We start from the raw sequence: 26,945 nt of genomic DNA, 5'->3' as shown, positions 1-26,945 counted from the left end.
TCATGCGCAAATTGCTCAGACTTTGCCCCCTTCTCCTCGCCGTCGCGCTCCTATTCGGCACCGGGCCCGCTTTCGCCGGAAAGCGCGCCGCGTTGGTGATCGCCAATTCCGCCTATCAGCATGCGCCGTCGCTGACGAACCCGGTCAATGACGGTTCGGTGATGGCCAGGACGCTGAAGGAGGCCGGGTTCGATATCGTCGATTCCCGGCACGACCTGACGGCGCAGGAAACCCGGCGCGTGCTGCGCGAATTCGCCGACGGGACCCGCGATGCCGATATCGCCGTGGTCTATTATGCCGGTCACGGCATCGAGGTCGAAGGCTCGAACTACCTGATCCCTGTCGACGCCAAGCTGGAGCGTGACACCGACGTCTTTGACGAGGCGCTCTCCCTCGACCGCGTCCTGGTCGCGGTCGAACCGGCCAAGCAGCTTCGCCTGGTGATCCTGGATGCCTGCCGTGACAATCCGTTCGCCAAGACCATGAAGCGCACGGTCGCCTCGCGCGGCATCGGCCGTGGTCTCGCCCAGGTTGAGCCGACCAGCCCCAACACGCTGATCGCCTATTCGGCCAAGGCCGGCTTCACGGCGCAGGATGGCGACGGTGCGAACAGCCCCTTTACCGTGGCGCTGTCCAAGCATCTGACGACGCCGGGCCTCGACGTCCGTCGCGCCTTCGGCTTCGTGCGCGACGACGTGCTCAAGTCGACAGGTAACAAGCAGGAGCCGTTCGTCTATGGCTCGCTCGGCGGCGAAGACGTGCCGCTGGTGCCGGTCAAGGTGACCGCTGCGGCTGCCGCTGCGCCCGCGCCGAACCCGCAAGCCGACATCCGCCGCGATTACGAACTCGCGCTCCAGGTCGGCAACAGGCCGGCATGGGAGGCGTTCCTCGCCCAGCATTCCGACGGCTTCTATGCGAGCCTCGCCAAGCTTCAGCTCGAAAAAATCGGCGCCGAGCAGGCTCATGCGGCGGCCACCGAGAAGGCGAAACAGGCCGAGGCCGAGCGCGATCGTCTTGCTGCACTTGGCGCGCAGAAGGATACGCAGGCCAAGGCAGCTGCCGATGCGAAGGCTGCCGAGCAGGTACAGCTTGCCGCGCAAAAGGCCAAGGAGCAGGCGCAGCAGCAGGCGGCCGCCGCCGAGCAGCAGCGCGTCAATCTCGCCGCCGCGGCGCCGGGTGCAGCGCCAGCCAGCACGGCAACCCCAGCCGGCACCAACGTCGCGTCGCTGACGCCGGCCACGGCGCCGGCCGATCTCAGCCGCTCGGTGCAGACCGAACTCGGCCGGGTCGGCTGCTTCTCCGGCGCCGCCGATGGCAACTGGAATACGTCCTCGCAGCGCTCGCTGTCGCAGTTCAACCGCTATGCCGGCACCAAGCTCGACGTGAAGGTGGCGAGCACTGACGCGCTCGATACCGTCAAGGCGAAGCCTTCACGCGTCTGCCCGCTGGTTTGCGAGCATGGTTTCAAAGCCGACGGAGACAAGTGCAGCAAGATCGTCTGCCGCGAAGGATATGCGGTCAACACTGACAATGAGTGCGAAAAGCAGCGTGCGGCCAAGCCGGCCAAACCTGCGACCGCCAAGCGCGACGACAGCGATGAGCGCCCAGCACGGCAGCGTCGTCAGGCCAGTGGCGCTGCTGCTGGCGGGGCGGGCGGCTACGGTGCCGCGGGCGGCAGCGGTCAGATCTTTTGCAATGATCTCCTCTGCCGGCCGGTCAGGCGCGGCTGTCACCTTGTGTATCGCGGCGGCGGCGGCCCTCACGTCGATGCCAATGCCGAGGTCTGCAACTGACAAGGGCACTGGTTTCCGACATCGTCATGGCGGAGCCGCCACAATGTCGGGAATCACGTTGAAATCGCGCTCGCCGCGATGTTCACCGTCAGGGCCAGCAAGGCCGTGTTGTAGATGAACGACACGATCCCGTGCGCCGTGGCCGTGCGGCGGATCGTCTTGTCTGAGATGCCGACGTCGGAGACCTGCGCGGTCATGCCGATCACGAACGAGAAATAGACGAAGTCCCAATAATCCGCGTGGTCTTCCTTGTCGCCGCTGGGAAACTGAAGGCCGCCCGGCGTGGCGTGCCGGTAATAATCATGCGCGTAATGCAGCGCGAAGATCGTGTGAACGGCGGCCCATGACAATACGATGGTGGTGATTGCGATGCTCAGCTCCAGGACGCCGCGATGCGGCGTTCCAAGCTCGGAGACGATCGCGGCGATGCTGGCGAAGGCGCCGATCGCCGTCACCAGTAGGATCACGAAGCGGCCGTCGTCCTGCATCGCTGCGGCGCGGCGGATGTGCTGGTGATCGTTGCACAGCATCATCGTGAAGACCAGCACCAGATAAACGGCGATCAACGCATCCCAGCCGAACAGAAACCGCGTGACCAGCCGGTGCGAACCCGGGATGAGCAGACAGACGAGAATACCAACGGCAAGCGATATGAACGTCCGCGGACGCGCATAAATCAGCCGCATCGGCCGCGACATCTTGCGAAAGCGGGCGAGGGCGGGGTCTTCCTTGCTGCCGCCCGCCATCGAGCTATCAGCTCTTCCGTTCGGCCACGAACCGCGCAGCCGCTTGCAGCACGGCGGCGCGATCGCCGAAAATCGAGACCGCGCTGTCGGCGCGCGCGAGCAGGTCGCGCACGCGCTGCTTGGCGCCTTCGATGCCGAGCTGGGTGACGAAGGTGGTCTTGCCGAGCGCTGCATCGGCGCCGGCAGGCTTGCCGAGCGCGGCGGCATCGCCTTCGACGTCGAGCAGGTCGTCGGCGATCTGGAAGGCTTCGCCGAGCGCGCGGCCGTAATCGTCCAGCGCCTGATATTCCTTTTGCGAGGCCTGGCCGAGGATAGCGCCGGCGATGCAGCCGTAGCGCAGCAGCGCGCCGGTCTTCATCTGCTGAATGCGGGCGACGTCGATCGGCTCGTTGCCGCCAAAGCGGCCTTCGCCGGCGAGGTCGAGAATCTGGCCGCCGACCATGCCGCCAATGCCGGCGCAGCGCGCCAGTGCGCGGGTCAGCAAAAGCCTCACATTGGCGTCGCGATGGATCTCGTCGCGGGTGATGATGTCGAAGGCGAGTGTCAGGAGGCCGTCGCCGGCGAGGATCGCGGTCGCGTCGTCGGTCTTCTTGTGCAGGGTCGGGCGGCCGCGGCGCAGGTCCGAATTGTCCATCGCCGGCAGATCGTCATGGATCAGCGAATAGCAGTGGATGCATTCGAGCGCCGCACCCGCGAGCAGCGCGGCTTCGCGCGGCACGCCGAACACGGCCGCGCTCTCGACCACCAGGAAGGGCCGCAGGCGCTTGCCGCCGTTGAGGCTCGAATAGCGCATTGCGTCCATCAGTCGCTTGGGCCGGGCGATCTCATCAGGCAGGATGTCGTCCGACAGCAGGCGCCCGAGCAGGGCCTCGGTGTCATCAGCGGTCTTGTCCAGACGTTTGGCGAAATCGGACGGGGACGTGCCGGTCATCAAGAAGGGCTCCAGAACTAAAATTCGGCGGGACAATCCTTTATGCGCCCGCCTCAGTCAATCGTTTGGAAGGCCTAAAAAGTGCTGGAAAAGGCCCGAATTATCACAGACTTAATGCCGGGCCCGTGGCCGCGTTTCGTTCTGCGCCGGAAAGGTTGATTTGCGCGTCGTCAAAACCCTTCTCCTGGCGCTCGCGGTCGCGGCTCTCGCGCCCTATGTGGTCGCGCCGTTCTACCGTGCCGGCCATCCCGTTTCGACGCTGATGATCTGGCGCTCGCTTCGGGGTGCGCCGATGCAGCGGGAATGGATCGATCTGGCGGCGATCTCGCCCTCGCTGCCACGCTCGGTTGTGGCGGCCGAGGACGCCCATTTCTGCAAGCATCACGGCATCGACTGGGGTGCGCTGCGTGAGGCGATCGACGATGCGAAGGAGGACGGCACCCCGTTCCGGGGCGCTTCCACCATCACCCAGCAGGTGGCGAAAAACCTGTTCCTCTGGCAGGGGCGGGACTTCGTCCGCAAGGCGCTGGAATTCCCGTTGGCGCTGTGGATCGATCTCGTCCTGCCCAAGGCACGGATCCTGGAGATTTACCTCAACATCGCCGAACTGGGACCACAGGGCCAGTTTGGGGCCGAGGCCGCCAGCGCCTATGCTTTCGGCAAATCGGCGGCGAACCTCTCCCCCCGCGAGGCGGCGCTTCTGGCCTCGATTCTGCCGAATCCGGTCAAACGCAGCGCCAGGACGCCGGGACCGGGTGTCCGGCGGCTGGCGGGGACCTATGTGGCGCGAGCACAGGCGAGTTCACTTTCGACCTGCTGGCGGGAGAATCGCTGATTTCGGTCCTTTTCGGGCGCATTTTCCGGCCCCAGAGCCCTAGATTTAAGGCAGGCCTTCCTCTATAAGCCCGGCCTTGACCGGCATTCAGCTCGCCTCGGTTTGCGGGTGCTGAGCCGTCCCTCCGCGGACGATGCCCTGATGACACCAATCCCTAGAGGATACTGAAATGGCCGTTCCGAGAAGAAAAACCTCGCCGTCGCGCCGCGGCATGCGCCGCTCGGCTGACGCCATCAAGAAGCCGACCTATGTGGAAGACAAGGATTCCGGCGAACTCCGTCGTCCGCACCATCTCGACCTCAAGACCGGCATGTACAAGGGCCGTCAGGTCCTGAAGAAGAAAGAGTCCTGAGTTCGGGACCTTTCTGTGGGCAGGACGATCGGGCCTGCCTGATTTCGGCCAACCCATGAGATATGACAGTGACGGCGGCGGAGCCAATGCTTCGCCGCCGCATTGTCCTGTCTGGATATCTTGATCGAGAAGGCATTTCGCCGATGGTCGGTTTCCCGCTGCTCCTGATCCCGCTCGCGGTCTACAACATCATCGCCTTCCTGATGCCGAGCGTGTCCTTTACGGACGTGCTGTTCAGGGTACCGATGATCACAGGCGAGGCCTGGCCGGTCACGCTCGCCGACGTGATGCTCGCGCTAGGTATCGTGCTGCTGCTGCTCGAAGTGGTCAAAGGCGCGCGGCCCGGCGCGAAATTCCTGATGGATCATCTGCTGTCTCTGATCGTGTTCGGCGCGGCAGCGGCCGAATTCGTGATGTGGCCGAAATTCGGCAACTCCACCTATTTCCTTCTGGTGCTGCTCGCGATGGCCGATTTCCTCGGCGGCATTGCCCAGCGCACCCGCCGCCGCGTCGCTTATGTCACCGAAACGACGGTGCCCGCGCGCCGCAAGGCCAAGCGCCAGGCCGAGACGCCGGCGGATGAAGGGACGTTCGAGCCCAAGTTCGAGCCAGTGTCCGCTCCGCAACCAGCTCCGGCGGAGCCGCCGGCGCCTACGGCACAATCGGTCGCCGAATCCGTGCTGATGGATCACCCGGCGCCGAAGCCTGTGAGTACGCCCTCGCCGGAAATTCCCTCGCCGCATTTGCAGCCGGGCAACGGCCAGCCGTCTCCCGACGCACCGCGCTGATCAAGCCATCTGCCGCGTGCGTGCGGTGACGCTCGGAAGCGGGCGCTTGCTGCCATAGGCGACCTGCGCATCCTCGGAAGACGCGCGGCGCAGCCGGCTCGCCTGGGGAAGGTGCTCGGCATTGGCAATGAGCTGGGCGACGAAGCTGGGGTCCGGGCGCGGCAGCGGTGCCTTGTGGACCCACTGCAGAATCGGCATCAGCGGCACCAGGGCCGAGCCCGTGCCGTTGTCCGAGGCGTTCGATCGATCGGTACTCAACATCGCAATCACCGTTGACCCGGCTTGGATTGTCGCGTTTCGAGACGCTGGCGCCGGTGCGTGTCATGTACTCGCAAGGCCTATGCCGGGCGGGCCGGTTTGGTTCCTGCACGCGAGGAAACGTGGTTTCCAAATTGTTTATCAACTTTGCCTAGGGTCAATGGCGAATCTGGCTTTATCCTGTGCCGGCTCAGGACTCCCCGCTGTCCCGAAACGAGGCGATTTTGACCCCCGCATTGCCGCAAGCCTCCGAAATCCTGGCCGCCCTCGGCCAGGCCGTGTTCGCCTGGGACATCGCCAGCGATGTCATCGTCTGGGGTGAGCAGGTCAGCGCCATCTTTCCCGGGATTCCCGCCGAACGGCTGGCCACCGGCGCCGAATTCGCCAGGCTGATCGAGCCCGCGCAATCACAGCGAACCGCCGCGCTGGCGCAGACCTCAGCCGTGCATGGCGCCGACGGCACGCCCTACCGGGTCGAGTACGGCGTGCGCACGAGCGCCGCCGATCCCATGGTCTGGATCGAGGAGAACGGCCGCTGGTTCGCCGGCCCCGACGGCCGCCCGGTGCGTGCGGTCGGCTCCGTCCGCATCAACAATGAACGCCACGCCCGCGACGAGGAACTGACGAAGCTGGCCCGGCTCGATCCGCTGACCGGCGAGCTCAATCGCTCGCATCTGATAGCCGCGCTGGCCGAGGCCATCGAGGAGACGACCCGTTTCCGCTCGACCGCGGCCTTCATGCTGGTCGGCATCGATCATCTCGCGCGTGTCAACGAGGCCTTCGGCTTCGACGTTGCCGACGCCGTGATCCTCGACGTCGCCACGCGCATTCGCGCGCGCTTGCGCGGTGGCGACGTGCTCGGCCGCTTCTCCGGCAACAAGTTCGGGCTGATCCTGAAGAACTGCACCGTCGACGACATGAACGTCGCCGCCGAGCGCTTCCTCGTCGGCATCCGCGATGAGGTGGTGCCGACCAAATCCGGCCCGGTGTCGGTCACCGCCTCGATCGGCGCGGTCAGCGTGCCGCGCTATGCCCGCAACACCGATGAAGCCGTCAATCGCGCCCATGAGACCCTGGACACCGCGAAACAACGTCGCGTCGGCTCGTTCGCCGCCTGGCGCCCGGATGCCGCGCGCGACGCCCAGCGCCGCGTCAACATCCGCGTCACCGACGAGATCGTCACCGCGCTGAACGAGCGCCGCATCAAGCTGGCCTATGAGCCGGTGGTTGCTGCTCTCTCGCGCGAGTGCGCTTTTCACGAATGCCTGGTGCGGATGGACCAGGGCGACGGCCAGGTGCTGCTCGCGCCCGACATCGTGCCGGTCGCGGAAAGGCTCGGCCTGATCCGCCTGGTCGATCACCGCGTGCTCGAGCTCGTGGTCGCCGAGCTCGCGGCCGCGCCCGACATCTGCCTCAGCCTCAACATCTCGCCGGACACCACCATGGATCCGGATTGGTGGGCCGGAATCGAATCGCTGATGCGGGCCCATCCCGGCGTCGCCGAGCGGCTGATCGTCGAGATCACCGAAACCGTCGCGATCCAGGACATCGACGACGTGCGCGGCTTCGTCACGCGGCTGAAGAATTTCGGCAGCCGCATCGCCATCGACGATTTCGGTGCCGGCTACACCTCGTTCCGCAATCTGCGCAAGCTCGGCGTCGACATCGTCAAGATCGACGGCGCGTTCGTGCAGAACATCACTCGTTCCGCCGACGACCGGGCCTTCGTGCAGACCCTGATCGACCTCGCCCGCCGCCTCGACATCAAGACGGTGGCCGAATGGGTGCAGGACGAAGAAGCTGCGAACATGCTGCGCGACTGGGGCTGCGACTACATTCAGGGCCGCCTGATCGGGCTCGCCTCAGCCGACCGCCCCTGGGGCGCGCCGCCGCCGGACAGCGCGTTGCCCGCAGCAGGTTAGGGGTCAATCTGAGCCGGATCCCTACGCCACCCGCAGTACTGCGTTAAGGCCCTCGATAACTCGCACGACCTCCGCGGCCGGGGAGGGCTTGCCGAAATAATATCCCTGTACGGCGGTGCAGCCGCATTCGCGGACGAAGTCGAGTTGTTCAATCGTCTCCACGCCTTCTGCCGTGGTCTCGACGTTGAGCACCGAGCCGAGGCTGGCGATGGTGCGGACGATCGCCATACTCTCAGGGCTTTCGCCGAGCGTGCCGACGAAGGAGCGGTCGATCTTGATGCGGTCGAACGGAAACTTGCGCAAATAGCTCAGCGAAGAATAGCCGACGCCGAAATCGTCGAGGCTGACGCGCACCCCCAACGCGCGGAGCTGGTGCAGGATCTCGATCGTCGCTTCGCTGTCGTCGAGCAGTGCCGTCTCGGTGAGCTCGAGTTCGAGCCGATGCGGCGGCAATCCGGCCTCCGCAAGCGCGCTCGTCACCATCGTCACCAGCCCGCGCGAGCGGAATTGCACCGGCGACAGGTTCACGGCGACGGTGAGATCGGGCCAGGTCGCGGCGGTCGCGCAGGCCGTGCGCAGCACCCATTCTCCGATCGGAACGATCAGCCCGTTCTCTTCCGCAATCGGAATGAATTCGGCCGGCGAGACGAGTCCACGCGAGGGATGTTTCCAGCGCAGCAGCGCCTCGAAGCCGGTAAGTTCGGTGGTATCGAGCCGCACCTGCGGCTGGAACGCCAGGTGGAATTCACGGGCCTCCAGCGCGCCGCGCAGATCGCGCTCCAGCGCGTGCCGGCTGCGAGCCTCTTCCTCCATTTCGGGCTCGAACATCCGATAGGCGCCGCGCCCTTTGGCCTTGGCCTGGTAAAGCGCGAGGTCGGCGCATTTCATCAACTCGTCGGCATCGAGCCCGTGATCGGGCGCGATTGCGATGCCGACGGAGACGCCGACATGGATCGACTGGTTCTCCAGCGGCGGTGGGTGACCGATGATCCCGACCAGGCGGCGTGCGAGCCTTTCTGCCGATTGCGGCTGCGGTCCGCGCTGGAGAACCGCGAATTCGTCGCCACCGAGCCGCGCGACGGTGTCGTGCTCGCCGATATTCTCCTGCAGCCGCGCCGCGACCCAGCGCAACAGCCGGTCGCCGGCCGCGTGGCCGAGGCGGTCGTTGACGGTCTTGAAATTGTCGAGGTCGAAGCACAGCACGGCCATCGCGCCGCCGGCGACCGCGACCTGGTTCAGCCCCTCGCCCATTTTTTCGCGGAATAGCGTGCGATTGGGCAGGTCGGTGAGCGAATCGTGCCGCGCCATGTGCGCCACGCGGGCCTGGGCCTTGGCGTTCGGTGACGTCCTCATAGGTGACGACCCAGCCGCCGTGCTCCATCCGCTTGTGATTGAGCTTTATGATGCGGCCGTCGCTCAAATAGCGGTGCAGCGTGTGCTCGCCCACGCGCAGCCTCTCGACATAGTCGGCATAGAGCCGCGCGGCGGTGGTGTTTGGATGGATGCCGAGCTCGCAGCTGTGCTCCATGATCTCACGCATCGACACACCCGGCTTCACCAATTCGGGTGACAGTCCGTACATCTCGATATAGCGCCGATTGCAGACGATGACACGCAAGTCCGAATCGAGCATGCACAGGCCCTGGCTCATGTTGTTCAGGGCCGCGTCGAAGCGCCGATACTGCTCGCTCAGCTCTTCGACTGCGTGCTCGCGTTCGGTGATGTCCTCGTAGGTGGCCACAAAACCACCCTCGGCCAGGGCGCAATAGCGCACCGAGATCGTAGTGTCGTTCGACATCCGCCGGCGCATCGGCGAGGAGTTGCGGTCCGCAATTCTTGCGCTGGCGGCTTCCAGGAGTTGTTGCGGACTATACTCGGACGAGAACGCGCCGTTTGCCATCGAGCGTTCGATCAGTTCGCCGAGATGCGTGCCTGGCTTGGCTTCCTCCGGCGAGAGCCGATAGATCTTCCGGTAGGTGGTGTTGCAGACGCGCAGGCGCATGTCGCTGTCGTAGAAGGCGAGCCCGTGCGCCATGTTTTCCAGCGCCGCATCGAGCATGAAATTCTGCTGCCTCAGCATCTCCTCGTATTGCAGCCGCTCGGTGACGTCTTCGTGCACCGTCACCCAGCCGCCGTCGGGCAGAAAACGGGAAACCACCTGCACCATCCGTCCGTCATAGCGCATCACCAGCAAGGTTTTCGTCTTCCTGGTGCGCACGTCCTCCAGCCTGGTGTCGTGGAATTCCTCACCCGGCATGCCCGGCAGGTTGCCGCGCGACATCCAATGCTCGATGACCGTACCATGCGAGACGCCCGGCTTCACGATGTCCGGGTCGAGATTGTAGAGCTTCAGGAAGCGATCGTTGCAGACGACGACGCGGCTGTCGGCGTCGTACATGATCAACCCGTGCGACATGTTGGCGAGCGCGTGCTGGCTGCGCTCGGTCTGCACGCGCAGCTCCGCCTCGACCCGGGCGAGGCGGCTGATGTCGTCGCAGATCGTCATCCAGCCGCCGCCGGGGAGGGGCTTCAGCTCGAGCGCCATGACGAGGCCGCTCGCGAGCGTCTGTTGAGTCCGGAACGGCTGGCCGGCTGCGATCCGCGCCATGCGCGCGGCATAGAGTGCGTCGACTTCCCCCGCGGGGATGTTGCCGAGGGCCACGCTGTGGGCGAGCACGTCACGGTAGCTCGTGCCGACCCGCACCTTCTCGGCCGACATGTTGAACAGGCTGAGATAGCGCTGATTGACCAGCACGATCCGGTTGGCGGCATCGTAGACGCAGACGCCTTGCTCCATGTGGTCGAGCGCAAGCTGGCTCAGCCCGACCAGGGCCTTCGGGCCTTGCTCGCGGCGTGCATCAAGCTCGTTGTCGCGGATCGACGTCATGGGCTTGGCGGGGTCTCGGCGGGCAATAGACTTAACGCAACCTAATTCGGTCGCCGAGGCTAGCGAAGAGACGGGAAAATTCCCTTAAGCGCCGTAGTTTACGGAGGGTGGCCGGCGATGCAGGGATGCTGCCAATGTGGAGGGCGTGCGAGGCGGCCTACGGCCCGTACAGCACGAGTTCCGTATCCGTGAGATCGGCGAGCTGCGGCCGGTGCGGGCCCTTGAAATATTTGCGGCCACGACGCTCGGTGTAGATGCCGACGAGGCCGGGAACCGGGCCGTTGGAATCGACGGCGACCGCGATCTTGCCGAGCCGCAGCAGCAGCCGGCCGATGCGGCCCGCGCATTCGGTGTATTCGGCCGCGTTGCGGCAGTAGATCAGCTTCATCGCGGGCGGCGCAATGATGCCACGGCGGATGCGCACCGGTTGCAGGATGAAGGGGAACGCTCCCTTCGGCGTGCGGCAGACGAGGCTGAGGCAATTGTAGCGCGCGTGCCGCGTCAAGAGTTCGGTCTCGGCATCGGAAAGCCCGTCGATCGTCTTGGCGTGCTGCGAGATGACTTCGATCGTGCTCCAGCGTGGGACGCGTGCCAGCGCAGGCACAGAGAAGAATATACCCCTGCAATAGGCGCGAAAGCCCTGCGTCTCGATGATCGGCCAGGTCCACGGCGCCGGGCTGATGTTGAGATAGGTGACGTCCTTGTGCCGCTGCGCGATCTTGGTCAGGAGCGGGGCGTAGTTGCGGTAGGCCGGATCGACGTACCAGCTCGACAAATTGCACTGGATGGCGGTCTCATCGTCGTCCCTCCGCGCCGTGTAGATCAGCAGCAGCACGCCGACCGGCGTACCGCCATTGTCGAGCATGTAGCCGAAGCGCGGGTAGCCATCCGGTACCGGCCGGAAGGCTTGCCGGCGCAGGCCCTGGATCCAGTAGCTGCGCGAGCGGCCGACGAAGCCGCGCGTCAGCAAGTCGGCGACCGCATCGACGTCGGACTCGGTGATCTCGCGGCATCGGACCTTGGTATGGATCACGCTCGTCTTTCCCGTGGAAATGACCGGCCTCGTTCCGTTAGCGCCAGCCTTCGCCGTGGGCATCGGCCGCGATCTGCGGCTGCAGGCCCATGATCTCCCGCACCTTGGCGGGCCAGGCGGAAGGGTCGGTGCCGTGGGTGTGGAACATGGCGACGGCCAGGCGGTCCATGCCGAAAGCGACGCAGCCGGTGTGGGCCGGCTCGCCATTGGCGTCCTTGATGTCCCAGGTCGTGCCGAAATGCTCGCGGTGATAATTGAAGCTCATGCAAGCGGTCGGCTGCTCTTCCGAGCGCAGCGGGATCAGCAGTTCGAACTTGAGCTGCTGCTGCTTCTGGCTGACCGCCTTCATCTGACCGACGCGGCCGAAGAACGGATCGCTCGCGTAATCGACGCGGAAGGTGAGACCGAGATCGGTAGCAATCGCCTGCGCCCGCACCATCCAGCGCTCGCGGAAATCGGCGACGTCATCGGGGCTGCCGATGCAGACATATTCCCGCATCCGGAACGATTGCAGCCGGTCGAGATGTTTTGACGGTTCACGGCGGAAGCAGTCGGCGGCGACGTCGAAGCGCAGGCCGCCCTTCGGCAACTGGCCGCGGCTCGCCGCGATCGGATAGACGGGATAGCAGGCCGCCGGCGACAGCACGAGGTCTGCCGGCGAGAGCGAGCTGGTCCAGTCGCCGCCGGCATCGAAGCGGCTGACCGCGGCGTTGATCTCGCGCTCGGTGCCGTGCAGGCCGCAGACGCAACCGAGTAGGTTCGGAAAGCTCTTGAGGTAGCCGGATTTTTCCAGCTGAGACCGGCTCATCACCGGCGGGAAGCGCATCACTTCAGTGCCGGCCTCGCGATGGCTCGTGATCAGCGCGGCGAGCTTTTCGACGATGCCCTCGTAAAGCGCGGTGCGGGCATAGACGCCGTCCGAGCCCATGGGATGGAACAGCTTCTCGGCGAGATGATCCAGCGGATCCACGATCTGCGGCGCGGTCTCAGGCGAGTTGGGGAGAACAACAATGTTCATGTTCGGCTTCCTGCTATCTGAAATTATTCTTATTGAACGAAGGCACGTCGGTCTCGAAAGCTCGTCAGTCCCGAAGGCTTGTCGGCACGCCGCTCATCAGGGTCGATGTTGCGGCATTGGCCAGAATGCGGTCGTTGTTGATCATGATCGGCGACGACAGCACGTCGCGCAGGTGGCGGCCCATGGTGAACTCACCGTCGTTGCGGTAGCCGGAAAGGCCAGCGGTGCGCATCGCATGCATCACGGTCTCGACCGCGAGCTCCGAGGCCTGCACCTTCAGAAGCGTGATCGAAGACTGGAAGTCGAGCGAGCCGAGCGCGCGTTCGTCGTGCTCGGCGCGAGCAAAGGCGTCGATATTGGCCGATATCAGCGCCCGCAGCTTGGCCAGCGACATCTTGGCGGCGGTGAAATGCGCGGCTGCCGGGGGCATCTGACCGCCTGAGGTGCGGGCCGCCTTGCGGACGAAAGCCTGCGCGCGGGTGACTGCGGCTGCAGCGATACCAGCCCAGGCCGAGGACCAGCACAGATGCGCGAACGGCGTCATGGTCTGGGCGTGGATCTTGTCGTAGGATTCCGGGAAGACGCGGTCGGTCGGGCAGTCGACCTTCAGCTCGAAACCGGTCGAGCAGGTGCCGCGCATGCCGAGCGTTTCCCAGCCCAGCGTCCGCTTCAGCGAATAATCGTCCCTGGCGAGCGCCAGCAGCACCTGGTCGGACGCAGACGCGTTGGTGGCGCGGCGGGCGATGGTGACGAGGCCGTCGGCCTCGGCACCGTAGGAGATCACGGTGGCGTCGCGCAGCAGCGAGACGGTATCGCCGGCGACGTCGACGGCGGCGGCGCTGGCGCGGATGTTGCCGCCGTTCTGGCCTTCGGTGGTGGAGGAGGCGAGCAGCCATTGGTCGCGCGCGACCCGGCGCATCATGGTTTCCATCCAGGGGATGCCGTGGCCGTGCCTGACGACGCAGGCGACTTTTGTCGTGTGCATGGCGTAGATCATCGCCGTGGAAGCGCAGGCGCGTCCGAGCGCGTAGCAGACGTCGGTGACGTCGTGGATCGAGGCACCGAAGCCGCCGAACTCGGCCGGGATCATGACGCCGAGCAGCTTCTGCTCGCGCGCGACCTCGAAGGCCTTGTGGGGGAAGCGGGCATCGCGATCGACCCCGTCTGCGTCGGCAGCCGCCACGGTGGCGGTCCGGGCGGCGCGCTCAATGAGGGAGGGACCCTGCTCGAGAAAGCTCGTCTGCGCCTCGTCGACAGTGAGGACTGCTTCACGCACGTTCATACTCGTCCGCCTCCGGTTTGCCGTTCAGGATCGCCGGCATCATTCGCGATGCCGCTTGAGCGATCCTTCGACCATCTTTGCTTATGAGATGAGGCTACGGATTTAATTCAAATTCGTCGATGAAATAGAGGGTAAACAAAGCCCAATTCCGAACGAACAGTTAAGTTCGGGTTGTTTGCATCGTCCGGATTCCCGCGATCGCGTTAGGGATCTGTAAGAAGCCGGAAATCCAGACAATCTGAGTCATCGTTTACTAAGAAACGCGAAGTAATGGTGGCGTCCATTGCGGGATCGGCCCGCCGTGCCCATCGTAGCGGGCAACCGGTCCGACCTATGTCGACAGATGGGAATTTACCGATGCAGGCTTTCGATACCGAATTGCGCAATCGCATCATCAAGCTGGTGAAGGGCATCCTCGCCCAGAACTCGCTCTCCACCGAGGTCACGCCGCAGGCCAAGCTCGTTGACGTCGGCCTGACCTCGATGGACATGGTCAATCTGATGCTCGGCGTCGAAGCCGAGTTCGACTTCACGATTCCCCAGTCCGAGATCACACCGGAGAACTTCCAGTCCGTCGAGACCCTGGAGCGCATGGTCGCGACCCAGCTGCAGTCGGCGGTCGCGGCATAATCGAGATTTCCGGCGTCGTCCCGGCCTAGTGCGCAATTGCGCACTAGGCCGGGACGACACCGGATGTGTGGCGAGCGCTTTCCGCTCGTCTCGGCATCGGACCCCATCACCCGTTCCAAAACCGACGTAAAACTGGCATAGCTTCCCCACGGGATTGCGAAGGCGCGAACGGGGTGGAGCAGGCATGACGCAGGCGGTATTGGGCATCATCGGCGGCTCCGGCATCTACGATTTGCCGGGGCTGGAGGACGCTCGCGAAGAGGTGATCAAGAGCCCCTGGGGTGAGCCGTCGGCGCCGCTGCGGCGCGGCTCCATTGCCGGCCTCCCGATCGTGTTCCTGCCGCGCCATGACAAGGGCCACCGGCTGTCGCCCTCCGACATCAACTATCGCGCCAATATCGACGTCCTCAAGCGTGCCGGGGTCACCGATCTGATCTCGCTGTCGGCATGCGGCTCGTTCAGGGAGGAACTGCCGCCGGGAACCTTCGTTCTTGTCGACCAGTTCGTCGATCGTACCCACAAACGCGAGAGCTCGTTCTTCGGGAGGGGATGCGTCGCGCATGTGTCGATGGCGCACCCAGTCTCGCCGCGGCTGCGCATCCATCTTGCCACGGCGGCCGAAGCCGAGGGCATCGCGTTTGCGCGCGGCGGCACCTATGTCTGCATGGAGGGACCGCAGTTCTCGACCTATGCGGAAAGCATGACCTACAAGACGCTGGGCTATTCCGTGATCGGCATGACCAACATGCCCGAGGCGAAACTCGCGCGCGAGGCCGAGCTTTGCTACGCCACTGTTGCGATGGTGACGGATTTCGATTGCTGGCATCCCGATCACGACGCCGTCACCGTGCAGGACATCATCCGCGTTCTGAGCTCGAATGCCGACAAGGCAAAAGCGCTGGTGGCGCGGCTGGCGAAAGACTTCCCGCGCGAGCATGAGCCGTGCCCGATCGGCTCGGACCGCGCGCTCGATACCGCGCTGATCACCGCGCCCGAGGCGCGCGATCCCGAGCTCTTGAAGAAGCTCGATGCGGTGGCAGGGCGCATCCTGCGGACGTGATACGAAAGGCAGAATGCCATGAAGGTCGACGGCAAACATTTCCGCAGCATCTGGCGTGAGCGCGACGGCTGGTCGGTCGGCGCGATCGACCAGCGCCGGCTGCCGCATGAGTTCATCGTTGCGAAGCTGACCTCATGCGAGGACGCGGCCCTCGCCATCCGCGACATGCTGGTGCGCGGTGCGCCGCTGATCGGCGCGACCGCGGCTTACGGCATGGCGCTGGCGATGCGCGAGGACGCCTCCGACGCCGGCCTGAGGCGTGCCTACGACACGCTCGTGGTGGCGCGGCCGACGGCGATCAATCTGAAATGGGCGCTGGACGAGATGCGCGCGAGCCTCGCGCCGATCGATCCGCGGGAGCGCGCCGAAGCTGCCTATGCGCGCGCCGACGAGATCGTCGAGCAGGACGTCGAGATCAACCGCGGCATCGCCGGCAACGGCCTGAAACTCATCGAGGCGATCGTCGCAAAGAAGAAGCCGGGCGAGACCGTCAATTTGCTGACCCATTGCAATGCCGGCTGGCTTGCGACCGTCGACTGGGGCACGGCGACGGCGCCGATCTATCTCGCGCATGAGCGCGGCATCAAGATTCATGTCTGGGTCGACGAGACGCGTCCCCGCAACCAGGGCGCCTCGCTCACGGCCTGGGAGCTCGGCCATCACGGCGTGGCGCATACGGTGATTCCCGACAACACCGGCGGTCATCTGATGCAGCACGGCATGGTCGATCTCGCCATCGTCGGCACCGATCGCGTTGCCGCCAATGGCGACGTCTGCAACAAGATCGGCACGTATTTGAAGGCGCTCGCCGCGCACGACAATAACGTGCCGTTCTATGTCGCGCTGCCGTCGCCGACGATCGATTTCGCCGTTGATGACGGCATCCGCGACATCCCGATCGAGCAGCGCAGCGGCACGGAAGTCACCGACATGACCGGCCGCACCGCAGACGGAAGACTTGAGACGGTGCGCATCGTGCCGGAGGGCTCGCCGGTCGCGAATTATGCTTTCGACGTCACCCCGGCGAGGCTCGTCACCGGTCTCATCACCGAGCGCGGCGTGCTGAAGCCTGATCGTGCTTCACTTGCCGCGGCGTTTCCGGAGCGGATCGCCGCCGCGGCGGAGTAGGATGTGTAATCCCTCACCCTGAGGAGCCGCGCTTGCGCGGCGTCTCGAAGGGCGAGGAGCCCCAGTGAGGCCTTCATCCTTCGAGACGCGCGCAAGGGCGCGCTCCTCAGGATGAGGCACAGGCAGCGCGGCTAGCTCAGCTTCAATCCTGTTGCGGCCTCGAGCTCGGCGATCGCCCGGGCGCCGCTGGTCACCTTGATCGTCGTCATGCCCATCTCGCGTGCCGGCTTCAGGTTGACGCCGAGATCGTCGAGATAGACGCAATTCTTTGGATCTACCTTCAGCGTCTCTACCATCAGCTGATAAATGCGCGGGTCGGGCTTGCGCAGGCCGATCTTGGCGGACTCGATGACATGGTCGAACAGTACCATCACCTCGGCGACATAGAGTGAACGCCCGGTCATGCTGCCGATCGCATTGGCCGGCAGATTGTTGGTAATGCAGCCGGTCTTGAATTGCGCGTTGATGCGCTTCAGCGCTTCCACCATCTCGGGGCGCAGATCGCCCTGAAGCAGCGGCAGCACATCGCGGCCGCGCACCTCCGCGCCGAGCGCCAGCGATTCCGTCGCGAACAAATGATCGAACGTGTTGATGTCGACCTCGGCGCGCTCGAACTTGGCCCGGGCATTCTCCAGATGATTGGCGGCATTGGTGCGCCGGATGATGTCGATGGGCAGGCCACGCTCCGTCTCGAACCGCGTGAACGCCTCGAACGGCGAACTCGTCAGCACGCCGCCAAAATCAAAGATCACAGCCTCGATCGTCAAGATCCCGCCCTCGTCAATTCCTTTCCAAGAGCGCTAGCATGCGCTATCGGCAAGGACCAGTCCGAAGCCATCCCACCGCCGTCACCGACCCGATACCAAAGCGTGTTCCCATGAAGAAGCTCGTAACCCTCACTACGACCGCGCTGCTGCTCGCCACGCCCGCTTATGCCATCGTTGGTGGCGGCACGCCGCAGGCCGATGGCGTCGCGCGCGCCGTCGTCACGATCGTCGGCTCCCGCGGCAATTTCTGTACCGGCACCCTGGTTGCGCCAAAACTGGTGCTCACCGTTGCCCACTGCGTGCAGCCCGGCGCGGACTACAAGATCGTCGATCGCGGCACCGACGGGCAGCCGCAACTGCTGAATGTCCGCACCGTCGCGATCCATCCGAATTTCAACATGCAGGCGATGCAAGCGCATCGCGCTACCGCCGACCTGGCGCTGCTGCAACTGGAAATTCCACTCAAGGGAAAATCGACGGTGCCCGTCGGTGCGCCGAATATTCCGATCCAGGTCGGCAGCCGCTTCGTCATCGCCGGTATCGGCGTCACCGTGCGTGGTGACGGCAAGAGTGGCGGCGCGACGCGCGTTGCCGGCCTCGTTGCGACGGGGCAGCCCGGCACGCTCCAGATCCGGCTGGTCGACCCCGTAACCAACGGTGTTCGCGACGGAATTGGCGCTTGCACCGGTGATTCCGGCGGTCCCGTGTTCGAGGACAAGCCGAATGGAGCCGTGCTCGTCGGCATCATCAGCTGGTCCACGGGGCCGAACGGAGCCGCCGGCTGCGGCGGGCTGACCGGCGTCACGCCGCTCACGCTCTATCGCGACTGGATCTTGCAGACCGCGCGGAGCTGGGGTGCGGCGCTGTGATTTGACCGCGCCCTGATCTATGTCATCTTGAAGCGGAAGCGCGATGGGCAACCACGTCCGTCGCGGAGGAAACGCGTTGCCCAATCAAGGGCGGCCACAAAAACAAGCAAGGCATAGAAGCAACAATGAATGTCGCTGTTCGCAGTCACGCCACGGCCAAACAGGCTTCTGAACATTTCGACGTGCTGATCGTCGGTGCCGGCATCTCGGGCATCGGCAGCGCCTATCACATGACCAGGCAGCTTCCGGGTGCGAGCTTCGTCATCCTGGAAACGCAGGCGACGTTCGGCGGCACGTGGACCACGCATCGCTATCCCGGCATCCGCTCCGACAGCGATCTCCACACCTTCGGTTATAGCTTCAAGCCCTGGGTCGGGCCGCCGATCGCGACCGCAGAGGAAATCCTCGCCTACATGAACGAGGTGATCGATGAAAACGATATCGCGCGGCATATCCGCTACAAGCACAAGATCAATTCGGCGAACTGGTCTAGCGAGCAGAACCTCTGGACCATCGAAGCGGTGACGACCGACACTGGCGAGCCAAAAACTTTCACGGCGAATTTCCTCTGGATGTGCCAGGGCTATTACCGCCATTCCGAAGGCTATACGCCGGAATGGAAGGGCATGGATCGCTTCAAGGGCCGCATCGTTCATCCGCAGACCTGGCCTGATGATATCGACCTCGCGAACAAGAAGGTCGTCGTGATCGGCTCCGGCGCGACGGCGGCGACGCTGGTGCCGAACATCGCCGACAAATGCGCGCATGTCACGATGCTGCAGCGTTCGCCGACCTATTTCCGTTTGGGGCGCAACGCCATCGAGATCGCGGAGGAACTCCGCCGGCTCCAAATTGACGAGGCCTGGATCCACGAGATTGTCCGCCGCAAGATCCTGTTCGAGCAGGATGCCTTCACGAAACTCTGCATCTCCAAGCCCCAGCAAGTGAAGAAGGAGCTGATCGGCCAGATCAGCGCGGTGCTCGGTCCGGAGTACGATGTCGACACACATTTCACGCCGAGCTACCGGCCCTGGCGGCAGCGCATCGCCTTCGTGCCCGATGCCGATCTGTTCAAGGGGATCGCCAGCGGCAAGGCGTCCGTCGTCACCGACGAGATCGAGTGCTTCATCGAGAACGGCATCCAGCTCAAATCCGGCAAGCTGCTTGAAGCCGACATCATAGTCACCGCAACCGGCTTCAATCTCGCGGCGCTCGGCGACATCGCCTTCGAGGTCGACGGCAAGCCGCTCGCCTTCGGCGACACCGTCACCTATCGCGGCATGATGTTTACGGGCGTGCCGAACATGGTCTGGGTGTTCGGCTATTTCCGCGCCAGCTGGACGCTGCGCGTCGACCTCGTCGCCGACTTCGTCTGCCGCCTGCTCGGTCACATGAAGACCAAAGGCAAGAAGAAGGTCGAGGTCAAGTTACGCGCCGAAGACCACAACATGCCGATCCTGCCCTGGATCGATCCGGAAAACTTCAATCCCGGCTACATGATGCGCAACATGGACCTGCTTCCCAAGCGCGGCGACAAGCCGGAATGGCAGCACAGCCAGGATTACTGGACCGAAAAGGACGAGATCCCGAAGACGGATCTGGATGGAGGGGAGTTTGTGTACGGGTGAGGGGGCCCGTAGGGACGCAAGCGATCGCGACACTTTCCACTGTCGTCCCGGGGCGCGAAGCGAGCCCGGGACCCATACTCCCAGGCAGTGGTCGTGGGGCGAGCCGGTCACTCCGAGTCTTCGCCAATCGTCTCCCTGTGGTTATGGGTCCCGGATCTGCGCTTCGCTTGTCCGGGACGACACTGTTGGTTGGACGGGGCGCGTTTCAACTCACTCGCAGCAAGACTACGAATTCCTTCTTGTCGCATTCGTTGCAATCGCCGCCGCCGCAGTCCGGTTCTCGACTCCAAGCTTGGAATAGATCTGCTCGAGATGCTTGTCGACCGTGCGCGGGCTCAAGCCCAAAATCTGCGCGATGTCGCGGTTGGTCTTGCCCTTGCTGAGCCAGGCCAGCACCTCGCCTTCGCGTGTAGTGAGGCCAAGCTCGCTGGTGAATTCGGGTGGCGGCGCGGTGCCGGACTCCTTGGAGAGCCGCAGCAGGAACTCGTTCGGCGCGGTCTCGCCCATGTAGTACAGCCGGAGCTGAGGATTGTCGGGCAGGGAAGCCGCCTGGGACTTCGAACTGCCCTTGCCCTTCGCCTGCTCCAGCCATTGCAGCAATGATATCGGCAGGACGAAGTCGTCGTCGGCCTGCGCGCCGTGGTGGTCCGCCAGCAGCTTCTGCGCCTGCGGGGTCGCCCACAACAATTTGCCCTGGCGGTTGACCGCGAACAGGAATCGGCCGGACACGTCGAGCGCGGCGCGTGCGCTTTGCGTCAGACGCGCATTGCCGAGATGAACGCGGATGCGCGCCAGCATCTCCTCGATCACGATCGGCTTGGTCACGTAGTCGACGCCGCCCGCCTCCAGCCCGCGCACGATGTGCTCGGTCTCGGCGAGCCCCGTCATGAATATCACCGGGACATTGGCAAGGCCCGCATCGCGCTTGAGGCGGCGGCAGGTCTCGAACCCGTCCATGCCCGGCATCACCGCGTCGAGCAGCACGATGTCAGGCGTGATCTGGTCGACGATGCGCATCGCGGCCGCGCCGTCGAGCGCCACCATCACCGTCATCCCGGCGTTGTCGAGCGCGTCGGTGAGCAGCCGCAGCGTCTCCGGGGAGTCGTCGACAACGAGCGCGACGTCGCGCTTTTTCGACTCAGTGCTCATACGCATGCAACGTCTTCAATGTGGCCATGTACTGGTCGAGATCGAAGCGGTCGATCAGCGACCGCATTTCCGCGACGAAGTCGGCATGTTCAGGATGCTCACCGCCGATCTCGTCCAGCTTCAACTGGATAGCCTTGACGTAGCCGATCTGACCAAGCCCGATCAGCGCCTCGATGTGTCGTACAGGCGGCCGCGAGCCGCTCTCCGGCCGCCATAGCGGCACGGCGATCTCGTCCGTGCCGTATTGCCATTCGATCTTCAGAAGCTGGCGGATGCCTTCCAAAAGCCTGGGGATGTCGATCGGTTTCATCAGATAGCCGTCGTGGAAGGGTTGCGCCAGCGGTGTGCCGTGGGCCTCGAGCGCGCTGGCCGACACCATCAGGATGCGCGCCTGATGGTGGCCGTTCGCGCGCAGCGTTTCCGCGACTTTCCAGCCGTCCATACCCGGCATGGAAATATCGAGCAGAAACAGATCGGGCCGGCAGTGCTGGGCCAGCGCCAGGCAACCAGGTCCGTCGGGCGCGCTGAGCAGGATGAAGCCGAGTGGTGTCAACACCTCACGCAGGAGGTCGCGATGCACGGGATCGTCGTCGGTGATGAGGATGGTCTTGCGCGCGCCGTGATAGCCGGAGATCGGGGCCTCCACCGGCGCGATGCGCTGCGGATTGGTGACTTCCGAGAGCAACATCTTGACCTTGAACGTGCTGCCGCTGCCGACCGTGCTCAAGACCTTGATGTCGCCGCCCATGACGCCGGCGAGCAGCCGGCTGATGGTCAGGCCCAGCCCGGTGCCGGTCTGCGGCTGCGAGACACCGAGCGCGCCGCGTTCGAAGGGTGCGAAGATGCGTTCGAGATCGTCCCCTTGGATGCCGGGACCGGTGTCGATCACCTCGAACTCGGCGACCGGGCTGCGATAGTGCACCACGAACTGCACGCTGCCGGCCTGGGTGAATTTGATCGCGTTGGACAGCAGATTGATCAGCACCTGGCGCAGCCGCTTCTCGTCGGCATAGACCACGACCGGCAAATGCGCCGGCCGCCGGAACACGAAGTCGATGCTCTTGGCTGCGGCTTGAAGGCGGAACATGCCGACGAGCTGGTCGAGGAATTCGCTCAAGCGCACCTCGTCGCGCGACAGGTACAGCCGCCCCGCCTCGATCTTGGAGATGTCCAGAATGCCGTCGATCAGGCCGGAGAGGTGATCGGCGCTGCGGCGGACGACGCGGACCTGGTCGCGCGGCTTGGTGTTGAGCGTGGTGTCCTGCTCCAGGAGTTGGGCATAGCCGCTGATCGCATTGAGCGGCGAGCGCAGCTCGTGGCTCAGGCCGACCACGTAGCGGCTCTTGGCGAGGTTGGCGGATTCGGCGATTTCCTTGGCGCGCTGGAGCTCGGCGTCGGTGCGCTTGTGCGCGTCGATCTCCTGGATCAGCAGCGTGGTCTGGCGCCGGGTCTCGGCCTCGGCGGCCCGTCGGCTCTGCTGCGCCAGCACGAACAGCCAGGCCACCACTCCGATGATGATGCTGAGCGAGAAGAACACCTTCCAGAGCACGTTGGAGACGAGCATGTTCTCGCCAGGCACGCTGACCGAGGTCTGGAGGTAGATCAGCCCCAGCACCAGCGCGACGAGGCCCGCCGAGACCACGAACACACCGATGTAGTGGCCGAACTGCGAATTGATCCGCTGATAGATCGACTGCGGCAAGATCCTGGCGAGCGCGTCGGCGAACTGCACCTGCGCGCGCGCATGCGGTTTGCACAAATCATGGCAGCGCGCATCGAGCGAGCAGCATAGCGAGCAGATCGGGCCGGCATAGGCAGGACAGGATGTCATGTCCTCCGGCTCGAAATGGTGCTCGCAGATGCAGCACTGGATCGATTCGATATTGGCCCAGCTCCTCTTCGGCTTGCGCGCGATGTAGTATTTGCCGTCGGTGAGCCAGGCGATGACGGGCGCGGTGACGAAGGCGACCGTCAGCGCGACAAAGGCCGCGAGCGCTTTCATGGTCGAGCCGAACAGGTCGTAGAATGCCGCGATCGAGACAATGGTCGCGATCGTCATCGCGCCGACGCCGACCGGGTTGATGTCGTAGAGATGGGCGCGCTTGAATTCCATCTGGGGTGGGCGCAGGCCGAGCGGCTTGTTGACCACGAGATCGGCCACCAGCGCGCCGACCCAGGCGATTGCGACATTGGAATATAGCGCGAGCGTCTGCTCCAGCGCCTTGTAGACGCCGATCTCCATCAGCAGCAGCGCCACCATCACGTTGAACACCAGCCAAACGACCCGGCCGGGATGGCTATGCGTCAGACGCGAGAAGAAGTTCGACCAGGCGATCGAGCCTGCATAGGCGTTGGTGACGTTGATCTTGAGCTGCGACAGGATCACGAACGCGCCGGTGAGTGCCAACGCCATGTCCGGCTGCGACAACACGTAGCGAAACGCTTCGAGATACATGTGCGCAGGCTCGGCCGCCAGCTCGCTGGAGAGACCGTGGCTCAGCGCGAAGAAGGCGAGAAACGAGCCCAGCAGCAGTTTCAGCGCGCCGAAGATGATCCAGCCGGGGCCCGCGATCAGCAGGGCGGCCCACCACGACGTTCGCGACGTGCGGCGGTCGCGCGGCAGAAACCTGAGGAAGTCGACCTGCTCGCCGATCTGGGCCACCAGCGAAAACACCACGGAGGATGCGACACCGAACAGCAGCAGATCGAAATGTCCGCTGGGGTCGCCGTGTTCGCCGGCGAATTTGCGCCACTCCGTGAACGAGTAAGGGTTGGCCCAGGCGATCGCGGCGAAGGGCAGGATGTGCAGGATGATCCAGATCGGCTGCGTCCAGAGCTGGAAGCGGCTGATCAGCGTGATGCCATAGGTGACAAGCGGGATGATCGCGACCGCGCTGATGAGATAGCCGATCGGGCGCGGAATGCCGAAGCACATCTCGAGCGCCGTCGCCAGGATCACGGCCTCGATCGCGAAGAAGATGAAGGTGAAGGAGGCGTAGATCAGCGAGGTGACGGTCGAGCCGATATAACCGAAGCCGGCGCCGCGGGTGAGCAGGTCAATGTCGATGCCGCATTTGGCGGCATAATAGGCAATCGGAACGCCGCAGCAGAAGATGATGGTGGAGACGACGAGGATCGCGGCGGTGGCGTTGGTCACGCCGTAGTTCAGGGTGATGGTGCCGCCGATCGCCTCCAGCGCGAGAAAGGAGATGGCGCCCAGTGCGGTGTTGGCGACGCGGGCGGCGGACCAGCGGCGCGCGCTCTTGGCGGTGAAGCGCAGCGCGTAGTCTTCCAGCGTCTGGTTGGCGACCCATTGGTTGTACTGGCGCCTGACGCGATCTATCCGCTGCCGCCCTGCCACTTAACCCCCACTCCCGAACTCCCGGATCCCTCGCAAAACCTGTACCAAAACCCTACGTCGTCATTTTGCGGTGCAGTATACGCGATCTTGCGTATGCTTGCAGTGCACAAATTCGAGCCATCCTCACGGCACCAATCGCGTGTCCTCGAACAACAGTGGGGTGCTCATGTCAGACGAAGCGAACAAGGGCCTGTTATCGCCGCTCCGGCGCAAATTATTGATGGGAATGGCGGCCGTGCCGGCCATTACCATGCTGCCGCGAGCATCTTTTGCGCAGGCCCCGGCGACCTCGGCGGTCAATACCACGGGCCTCGCGGTCACCGACACCGAGGTGACGGTCGGCATCCTGCATTCGGCGACCGGCACCATGGCCATCTCCGAGACCGGCTCGATCGAAGCCGAAAAGCTCGCCATCGAACAGATCAATGCCATGGGCGGCGTGCTCGGGCGCAAGATCAAGTTCATCCAGGAAGACGGCGCCAGCGACTGGCCGACCTTTGCCGAAAAGGCCAAGAAGCTGCTGGTCAACGACAAGGTCGCGGCGATCATGGGCTGCTGGACTTCGGCGTCCCGCAAGGCCGTGCTGCCCGTCATGGAACAGTACAACGGCATGCTCTATTACCCGACCTTCTATGAAGGTCTCGAGCAGTCGAAGAACGTGATCTACACCGGCCAGGAAGCCACTCAGCAGATCCTCGCCGGCCTGAACTGGATCGCCAAGGAGAAGGGCGCGAAGTCGTTCTTCTTCATCGGCTCCGACTACATCTGGCCGCGCACCTCGAACAAGATCGCGCGCAAGCACGTCGAGAACGTGCTGAAGGGCAAGGTCGTCGGCGAAGAGTATTATCCGCTCGGCAACACCCAGTTCAATTCGGTCATCAACAAGATCAAGCTGACCAAGCCCGACGTGATCTTCACTGACGTCGTCGGCGGTTCGAACGTTGCGTTCTACAAGCAGCTCAAGGCCGCCGGCATCGACCTCTCCAAGCAGGCGCTGCTCACGATCTCGGTGACCGAAGACGAAATCGACGGCATCGGCGGCGAGAACATCGCGGGCGCCTATGCCTGCATGAAGTACTTCCAGTCGCTCGACAACCCGAACAACAAGAGCTTCGTCCCGGCGTTCAAGAAGATGTGGGGCGAGAAGACCGTGATCGGAGACGTCACCCAGGCTGCCTATCTCGGCCCGTGGCTGTGGAAGTTGACGGTGGAGAAGGCGGGCTCCTTCGACATCGACAAGATCGCGGCGGCGTCGCCGGGCATCGAGTTCAAGGGCGCTCCGGAAGGCTATGTGCGCATCCACGAAAATCATCACCTCTGGTCGAAGACCCGGGTGGGACGCGCCAAGCTCGATGGCCAGTTCGAACTGATCTACGAGACCGCCGATCTGGTCGAGCCGGATCCGTTCCCCAAGGGCTACCAGTAAAACTGGGATCACCAGTAAGACGCGGCGCCTGCCGCGGCTTCCCCTGAGATCAAGCGTCTCCCTGGCGTGGACCGCAAATCCACGCCCAAGACCCCCGCGTCGCGAACCTGCTCGCGACGCGGGACCCTTTCCCGACGGAGGACATCGATGTTCGGCGACTACTCGCTTGGTGACCTTGGCTCCATCTTCGTCATGCAGGGCTTTGCAGGACTGATCCTGTTCTCCGTCTACGTCCTGATGGCGCTGGGTCTTGCGATCATCTTCGGCCAGATGGGCGTCATCAACATGGCCCATGGCGAGTTCATGATCCTTGGGGCCTACGTCACCTGGATGACCTCGAGTTTCTTCCAATCCAATTTGCCGAGCCTGTTCAGCGGCTACTTCTTTCTCGCGATGATCCTGGCCTTTGTCGCATCCGGTGCGCTGGGGATGCTGGTGGAGTGGGTGCTGATACGGCATCTCTACAAGCGCCCGCTCGACACGCTGCTTGCGACTTGGGGCCTCAGCCTGATCCTGCAACAGGCCTATCGCTCCGTGTTCGGCGCGCGCGAGGTCGGCGTCGAGCTGCCGCAATGGATGCTTGGCTCGCTGCACGTGACCGACAGCATCGAAGTGCCGATCAACGGCGTCTTCGTGATGTGCCTCACCCTCCTGATCACCGTCGGCGTCGCCTACGTGATGTACAAATCGCGCTGGGGTCGGCAGGTGCGCGCCGTCGTGCAGAACCGCATCATGGCCGGTGCCGTCGGCATCAACACCGAAAAGGTGGATCGCTACACTTTCGGCCTTGGCTGCGGCATTGCCGGTGTCGCCGGGAGCGCCTTTACGATGATCGGCTCGACCGGGCCGACCTCCGGACAGCTCTACATCGTCGATACGTTCCTGGTGGTCGTGTTCGGCGGCGCGGCAAGCCTGCTCGGCACCATCGCATCGGCCTTCTCGATCTCGCAGACCCAATCCACCCTCGAGTTCTTCATGTCGGGCTCGATGGCCAAGGTACTGACGCTGCTAGCCGTTGTCGGAATCCTGATGCTGCGGCCGCAGGGGCTGTTCGCCCTCAAGGTTCGCAAGTGAGAAACTGG

The 26,945-nt window shown here is 64.2% G+C and carries 22 protein-coding genes and 2 pseudogenes; 12 read left to right on the top strand and 12 right to left on the bottom strand.

The window, feature by feature from the left end:
- Nucleotides 1-2 precede the first annotated feature (2 nt).
- Nucleotides 3-1,793 (top strand): caspase family protein, encoded by a 1,791-nt coding sequence (locus BRA471DRAFT_RS35125; RefSeq protein ID WP_007615950.1) that lies wholly within the window; start codon nt 3-5, stop codon nt 1,791-1,793.
- Between the two features lie 53 nt (nt 1,794-1,846).
- On the opposite strand, the gene BRA471DRAFT_RS35120 is transcribed toward BRA471DRAFT_RS35125, so the two are convergent.
- Complete coding sequence (locus BRA471DRAFT_RS35120) at nt 1,847-2,539, bottom strand: DUF1345 domain-containing protein (protein WP_007615949.1); 693 nt, start codon at nt 2,537-2,539, stop codon at nt 1,847-1,849.
- 7 nt (nt 2,540-2,546) lie between these two features.
- Nucleotides 2,547-3,470, bottom strand: coding sequence for a polyprenyl synthetase family protein (locus tag BRA471DRAFT_RS35115; RefSeq protein WP_007615948.1), 924 nt, complete (start codon nt 3,468-3,470; stop codon nt 2,547-2,549).
- 160 nt (nt 3,471-3,630) lie between these two features.
- Between BRA471DRAFT_RS35115 and mtgA the strand changes: the two genes are divergently transcribed.
- From mtgA to BRA471DRAFT_RS35100, 3 genes are all read left to right on the top strand, one after another.
- On the top strand, nt 3,631-4,305 hold the full coding sequence (gene mtgA / locus BRA471DRAFT_RS35110) for a monofunctional biosynthetic peptidoglycan transglycosylase (RefSeq protein WP_007615947.1): 675 nt from the start codon (nt 3,631-3,633) through the stop codon (nt 4,303-4,305).
- A 169-nt stretch (nt 4,306-4,474) separates the two neighbouring features.
- Nucleotides 4,475-4,657, top strand: coding sequence for a 50S ribosomal protein L32 (gene rpmF / locus BRA471DRAFT_RS35105; RefSeq protein WP_007598106.1), 183 nt, complete (start codon nt 4,475-4,477; stop codon nt 4,655-4,657).
- 143 nt (nt 4,658-4,800) lie between these two features.
- Nucleotides 4,801-5,445: a hypothetical protein gene (locus tag BRA471DRAFT_RS35100; protein ID WP_007615946.1), complete on the top strand. Its 645-nt coding sequence runs from the start codon at nt 4,801-4,803 to the stop codon at nt 5,443-5,445.
- Here the strand turns inward: BRA471DRAFT_RS35100 and BRA471DRAFT_RS35095 are convergent, their stop codons facing one another.
- A complete protein-coding gene (locus BRA471DRAFT_RS35095; protein WP_007615945.1) occupies nt 5,446-5,706 on the bottom strand; it encodes a hypothetical protein in 261 nt (86 codons plus the stop codon).
- Between the two features lie 221 nt (nt 5,707-5,927).
- On the opposite strand from BRA471DRAFT_RS35095, the gene BRA471DRAFT_RS35090 reads away from it, so the two are divergent.
- Nucleotides 5,928-7,625 (top strand): bifunctional diguanylate cyclase/phosphodiesterase, encoded by a 1,698-nt coding sequence (locus BRA471DRAFT_RS35090; protein WP_007615943.1) that lies wholly within the window; start codon nt 5,928-5,930, stop codon nt 7,623-7,625.
- 21 nt (nt 7,626-7,646) lie between these two features.
- Here the strand turns inward: BRA471DRAFT_RS35090 and BRA471DRAFT_RS39910 are convergent, their stop codons facing one another.
- The 6 genes and pseudogenes from BRA471DRAFT_RS39910 to BRA471DRAFT_RS35070 all read right to left on the bottom strand — a co-directional run bounded on the left by BRA471DRAFT_RS39910 (nt 7,647) and on the right by BRA471DRAFT_RS35070 (nt 13,845).
- Nucleotides 7,647-8,438: a bifunctional diguanylate cyclase/phosphodiesterase gene (locus BRA471DRAFT_RS39910; protein ID WP_231171169.1), complete on the bottom strand. Its 792-nt coding sequence runs from the start codon at nt 8,436-8,438 to the stop codon at nt 7,647-7,649.
- Between the two features lie 72 nt (nt 8,439-8,510).
- Nucleotides 8,511-8,933, bottom strand: a pseudogene (locus BRA471DRAFT_RS39905) (diguanylate cyclase domain-containing protein); the annotation flags it as partial.
- 85 nt (nt 8,934-9,018) lie between these two features.
- Nucleotides 9,019-10,422: pseudogene (locus tag BRA471DRAFT_RS39900) on the bottom strand (PAS-domain containing protein); the annotation flags it as partial.
- Nucleotides 10,423-10,669: 247 nt separating this feature from the next.
- Nucleotides 10,670-11,545, bottom strand: coding sequence for a hypothetical protein (locus BRA471DRAFT_RS35080; protein ID WP_007615942.1), 876 nt, complete (start codon nt 11,543-11,545; stop codon nt 10,670-10,672).
- A gap of 37 nt (nt 11,546-11,582) precedes the next feature.
- Nucleotides 11,583-12,563, bottom strand: coding sequence for an amino acid--[acyl-carrier-protein] ligase (locus BRA471DRAFT_RS35075; RefSeq protein WP_007615940.1), 981 nt, complete (start codon nt 12,561-12,563; stop codon nt 11,583-11,585).
- A 64-nt stretch (nt 12,564-12,627) separates the two neighbouring features.
- Complete coding sequence (locus tag BRA471DRAFT_RS35070) at nt 12,628-13,845, bottom strand: acyl-CoA dehydrogenase family protein (RefSeq protein ID WP_007615938.1); 1,218 nt, start codon at nt 13,843-13,845, stop codon at nt 12,628-12,630.
- A gap of 357 nt (nt 13,846-14,202) precedes the next feature.
- On the opposite strand from BRA471DRAFT_RS35070, the gene BRA471DRAFT_RS35065 reads away from it, so the two are divergent.
- The 3 genes from BRA471DRAFT_RS35065 (at nt 14,203) to mtnA (ending at nt 16,663) form a co-directional block, all read left to right on the top strand.
- A complete protein-coding gene (locus BRA471DRAFT_RS35065; protein ID WP_007615936.1) occupies nt 14,203-14,475 on the top strand; it encodes a phosphopantetheine-binding protein in 273 nt (90 codons plus the stop codon).
- Nucleotides 14,476-14,659: 184 nt separating this feature from the next.
- Entirely contained in the window at nt 14,660-15,535 is an 876-nt protein-coding gene (locus BRA471DRAFT_RS35060) for an S-methyl-5'-thioadenosine phosphorylase (RefSeq protein ID WP_007615935.1), read from the top strand.
- A gap of 18 nt (nt 15,536-15,553) precedes the next feature.
- Nucleotides 15,554-16,663, top strand: a complete 1,110-nt coding sequence (gene mtnA / locus BRA471DRAFT_RS35055) for an S-methyl-5-thioribose-1-phosphate isomerase (RefSeq protein ID WP_007615934.1) — start codon at nt 15,554-15,556, stop codon at nt 16,661-16,663.
- Between the two features lie 131 nt (nt 16,664-16,794).
- Here the strand turns inward: mtnA and BRA471DRAFT_RS35050 are convergent, their stop codons facing one another.
- Entirely contained in the window at nt 16,795-17,430 is a 636-nt protein-coding gene (locus BRA471DRAFT_RS35050; RefSeq protein WP_007615933.1) for an HAD-IA family hydrolase, read from the bottom strand.
- A 110-nt stretch (nt 17,431-17,540) separates the two neighbouring features.
- Here BRA471DRAFT_RS35050 and BRA471DRAFT_RS35045 point away from each other — a divergent pair, with 110 nt between their 5' ends.
- Together BRA471DRAFT_RS35045 and BRA471DRAFT_RS35040 are read left to right on the top strand one after the other, a co-directional pair.
- Nucleotides 17,541-18,299: a trypsin-like serine protease gene (locus tag BRA471DRAFT_RS35045; protein ID WP_035974520.1), complete on the top strand. Its 759-nt coding sequence runs from the start codon at nt 17,541-17,543 to the stop codon at nt 18,297-18,299.
- Nucleotides 18,300-18,424: 125 nt separating this feature from the next.
- A complete protein-coding gene (locus BRA471DRAFT_RS35040) occupies nt 18,425-19,927 on the top strand; it encodes an NAD(P)/FAD-dependent oxidoreductase (RefSeq protein WP_007615931.1) in 1,503 nt (500 codons plus the stop codon).
- Between the two features lie 225 nt (nt 19,928-20,152).
- On the opposite strand, the gene BRA471DRAFT_RS35035 is transcribed toward BRA471DRAFT_RS35040, so the two are convergent.
- Entirely contained in the window at nt 20,153-21,082 is a 930-nt protein-coding gene (locus BRA471DRAFT_RS35035; protein WP_007615930.1) for a response regulator, read from the bottom strand.
- Nucleotides 21,066-24,437 (bottom strand): ATP-binding protein, encoded by a 3,372-nt coding sequence (locus BRA471DRAFT_RS35030; protein ID WP_007615928.1) that lies wholly within the window; start codon nt 24,435-24,437, stop codon nt 21,066-21,068. Before BRA471DRAFT_RS35030 ends, BRA471DRAFT_RS35035 begins: the two co-directional genes overlap by 17 nt.
- Nucleotides 24,438-24,603: 166 nt before the next feature.
- Here BRA471DRAFT_RS35030 and urtA point away from each other — a divergent pair, with 166 nt between their 5' ends.
- Nucleotides 24,604-25,863, top strand: a complete 1,260-nt coding sequence (gene urtA, locus BRA471DRAFT_RS35025) for an urea ABC transporter substrate-binding protein (RefSeq protein WP_007615926.1) — start codon at nt 24,604-24,606, stop codon at nt 25,861-25,863.
- Between the two features lie 147 nt (nt 25,864-26,010).
- Nucleotides 26,011-26,937 (top strand): urea ABC transporter permease subunit UrtB, encoded by a 927-nt coding sequence (urtB, locus tag BRA471DRAFT_RS35020; protein ID WP_007615924.1) that lies wholly within the window; start codon nt 26,011-26,013, stop codon nt 26,935-26,937.
- Nucleotides 26,938-26,945 lie beyond the last annotated feature (8 nt).

The sequence above is a fragment of the Bradyrhizobium sp. WSM471 genome, assembly GCF_000244915.1.
GTDB lineage: Bacteria > Pseudomonadota > Alphaproteobacteria > Rhizobiales > Xanthobacteraceae > Bradyrhizobium.
This window is presented reverse-complemented; position numbering and strand designations above follow the sequence as displayed.

What these genes read in the sequence shown, in the direction of transcription:
- BRA471DRAFT_RS35125 (WP_007615950.1), top strand. Translation starts at nt 3, where the DNA reads ATGCGCAAATTGCTCAGACTTTGCCCCCTTCTCCTCGCCGTCGCGCTC.
- BRA471DRAFT_RS35120 (WP_007615949.1), bottom strand. Translation starts at nt 2,539, where the DNA reads ATGGCGGGCGGCAGCAAGGAAGACCCCGCCCTCGCCCGCTTTCGCAAG.
- BRA471DRAFT_RS35115 (WP_007615948.1), bottom strand. Translation starts at nt 3,470, where the DNA reads ATGACCGGCACGTCCCCGTCCGATTTCGCCAAACGTCTGGACAAGACC.
- rpmF (WP_007598106.1), top strand. Translation starts at nt 4,475, where the DNA reads ATGGCCGTTCCGAGAAGAAAAACCTCGCCGTCGCGCCGCGGCATGCGC.
- BRA471DRAFT_RS35100 (WP_007615946.1), top strand. Translation starts at nt 4,801, where the DNA reads ATGGTCGGTTTCCCGCTGCTCCTGATCCCGCTCGCGGTCTACAACATC.
- BRA471DRAFT_RS35095 (WP_007615945.1), bottom strand. Translation starts at nt 5,706, where the DNA reads ATGTTGAGTACCGATCGATCGAACGCCTCGGACAACGGCACGGGCTCG.
- BRA471DRAFT_RS39910 (WP_231171169.1), bottom strand. Translation starts at nt 8,438, where the DNA reads ATGGAGGAAGAGGCTCGCAGCCGGCACGCGCTGGAGCGCGATCTGCGC.
- BRA471DRAFT_RS35075 (WP_007615940.1), bottom strand. Translation starts at nt 12,563, where the DNA reads ATGAACATTGTTGTTCTCCCCAACTCGCCTGAGACCGCGCCGCAGATC.
- BRA471DRAFT_RS35070 (WP_007615938.1), bottom strand. Translation starts at nt 13,845, where the DNA reads ATGAACGTGCGTGAAGCAGTCCTCACTGTCGACGAGGCGCAGACGAGC.
- BRA471DRAFT_RS35065 (WP_007615936.1), top strand. Translation starts at nt 14,203, where the DNA reads ATGCAGGCTTTCGATACCGAATTGCGCAATCGCATCATCAAGCTGGTG.
- BRA471DRAFT_RS35060 (WP_007615935.1), top strand. Translation starts at nt 14,660, where the DNA reads ATGACGCAGGCGGTATTGGGCATCATCGGCGGCTCCGGCATCTACGAT.
- mtnA (WP_007615934.1), top strand. Translation starts at nt 15,554, where the DNA reads ATGAAGGTCGACGGCAAACATTTCCGCAGCATCTGGCGTGAGCGCGAC.
- BRA471DRAFT_RS35045 (WP_035974520.1), top strand. Translation starts at nt 17,541, where the DNA reads ATGAAGAAGCTCGTAACCCTCACTACGACCGCGCTGCTGCTCGCCACG.
- BRA471DRAFT_RS35040 (WP_007615931.1), top strand. Translation starts at nt 18,425, where the DNA reads ATGAATGTCGCTGTTCGCAGTCACGCCACGGCCAAACAGGCTTCTGAA.
- BRA471DRAFT_RS35035 (WP_007615930.1), bottom strand. Translation starts at nt 21,082, where the DNA reads ATGCGTATGAGCACTGAGTCGAAAAAGCGCGACGTCGCGCTCGTTGTC.
- urtA (WP_007615926.1), top strand. Translation starts at nt 24,604, where the DNA reads ATGTCAGACGAAGCGAACAAGGGCCTGTTATCGCCGCTCCGGCGCAAA.
- urtB (WP_007615924.1), top strand. Translation starts at nt 26,011, where the DNA reads ATGTTCGGCGACTACTCGCTTGGTGACCTTGGCTCCATCTTCGTCATG.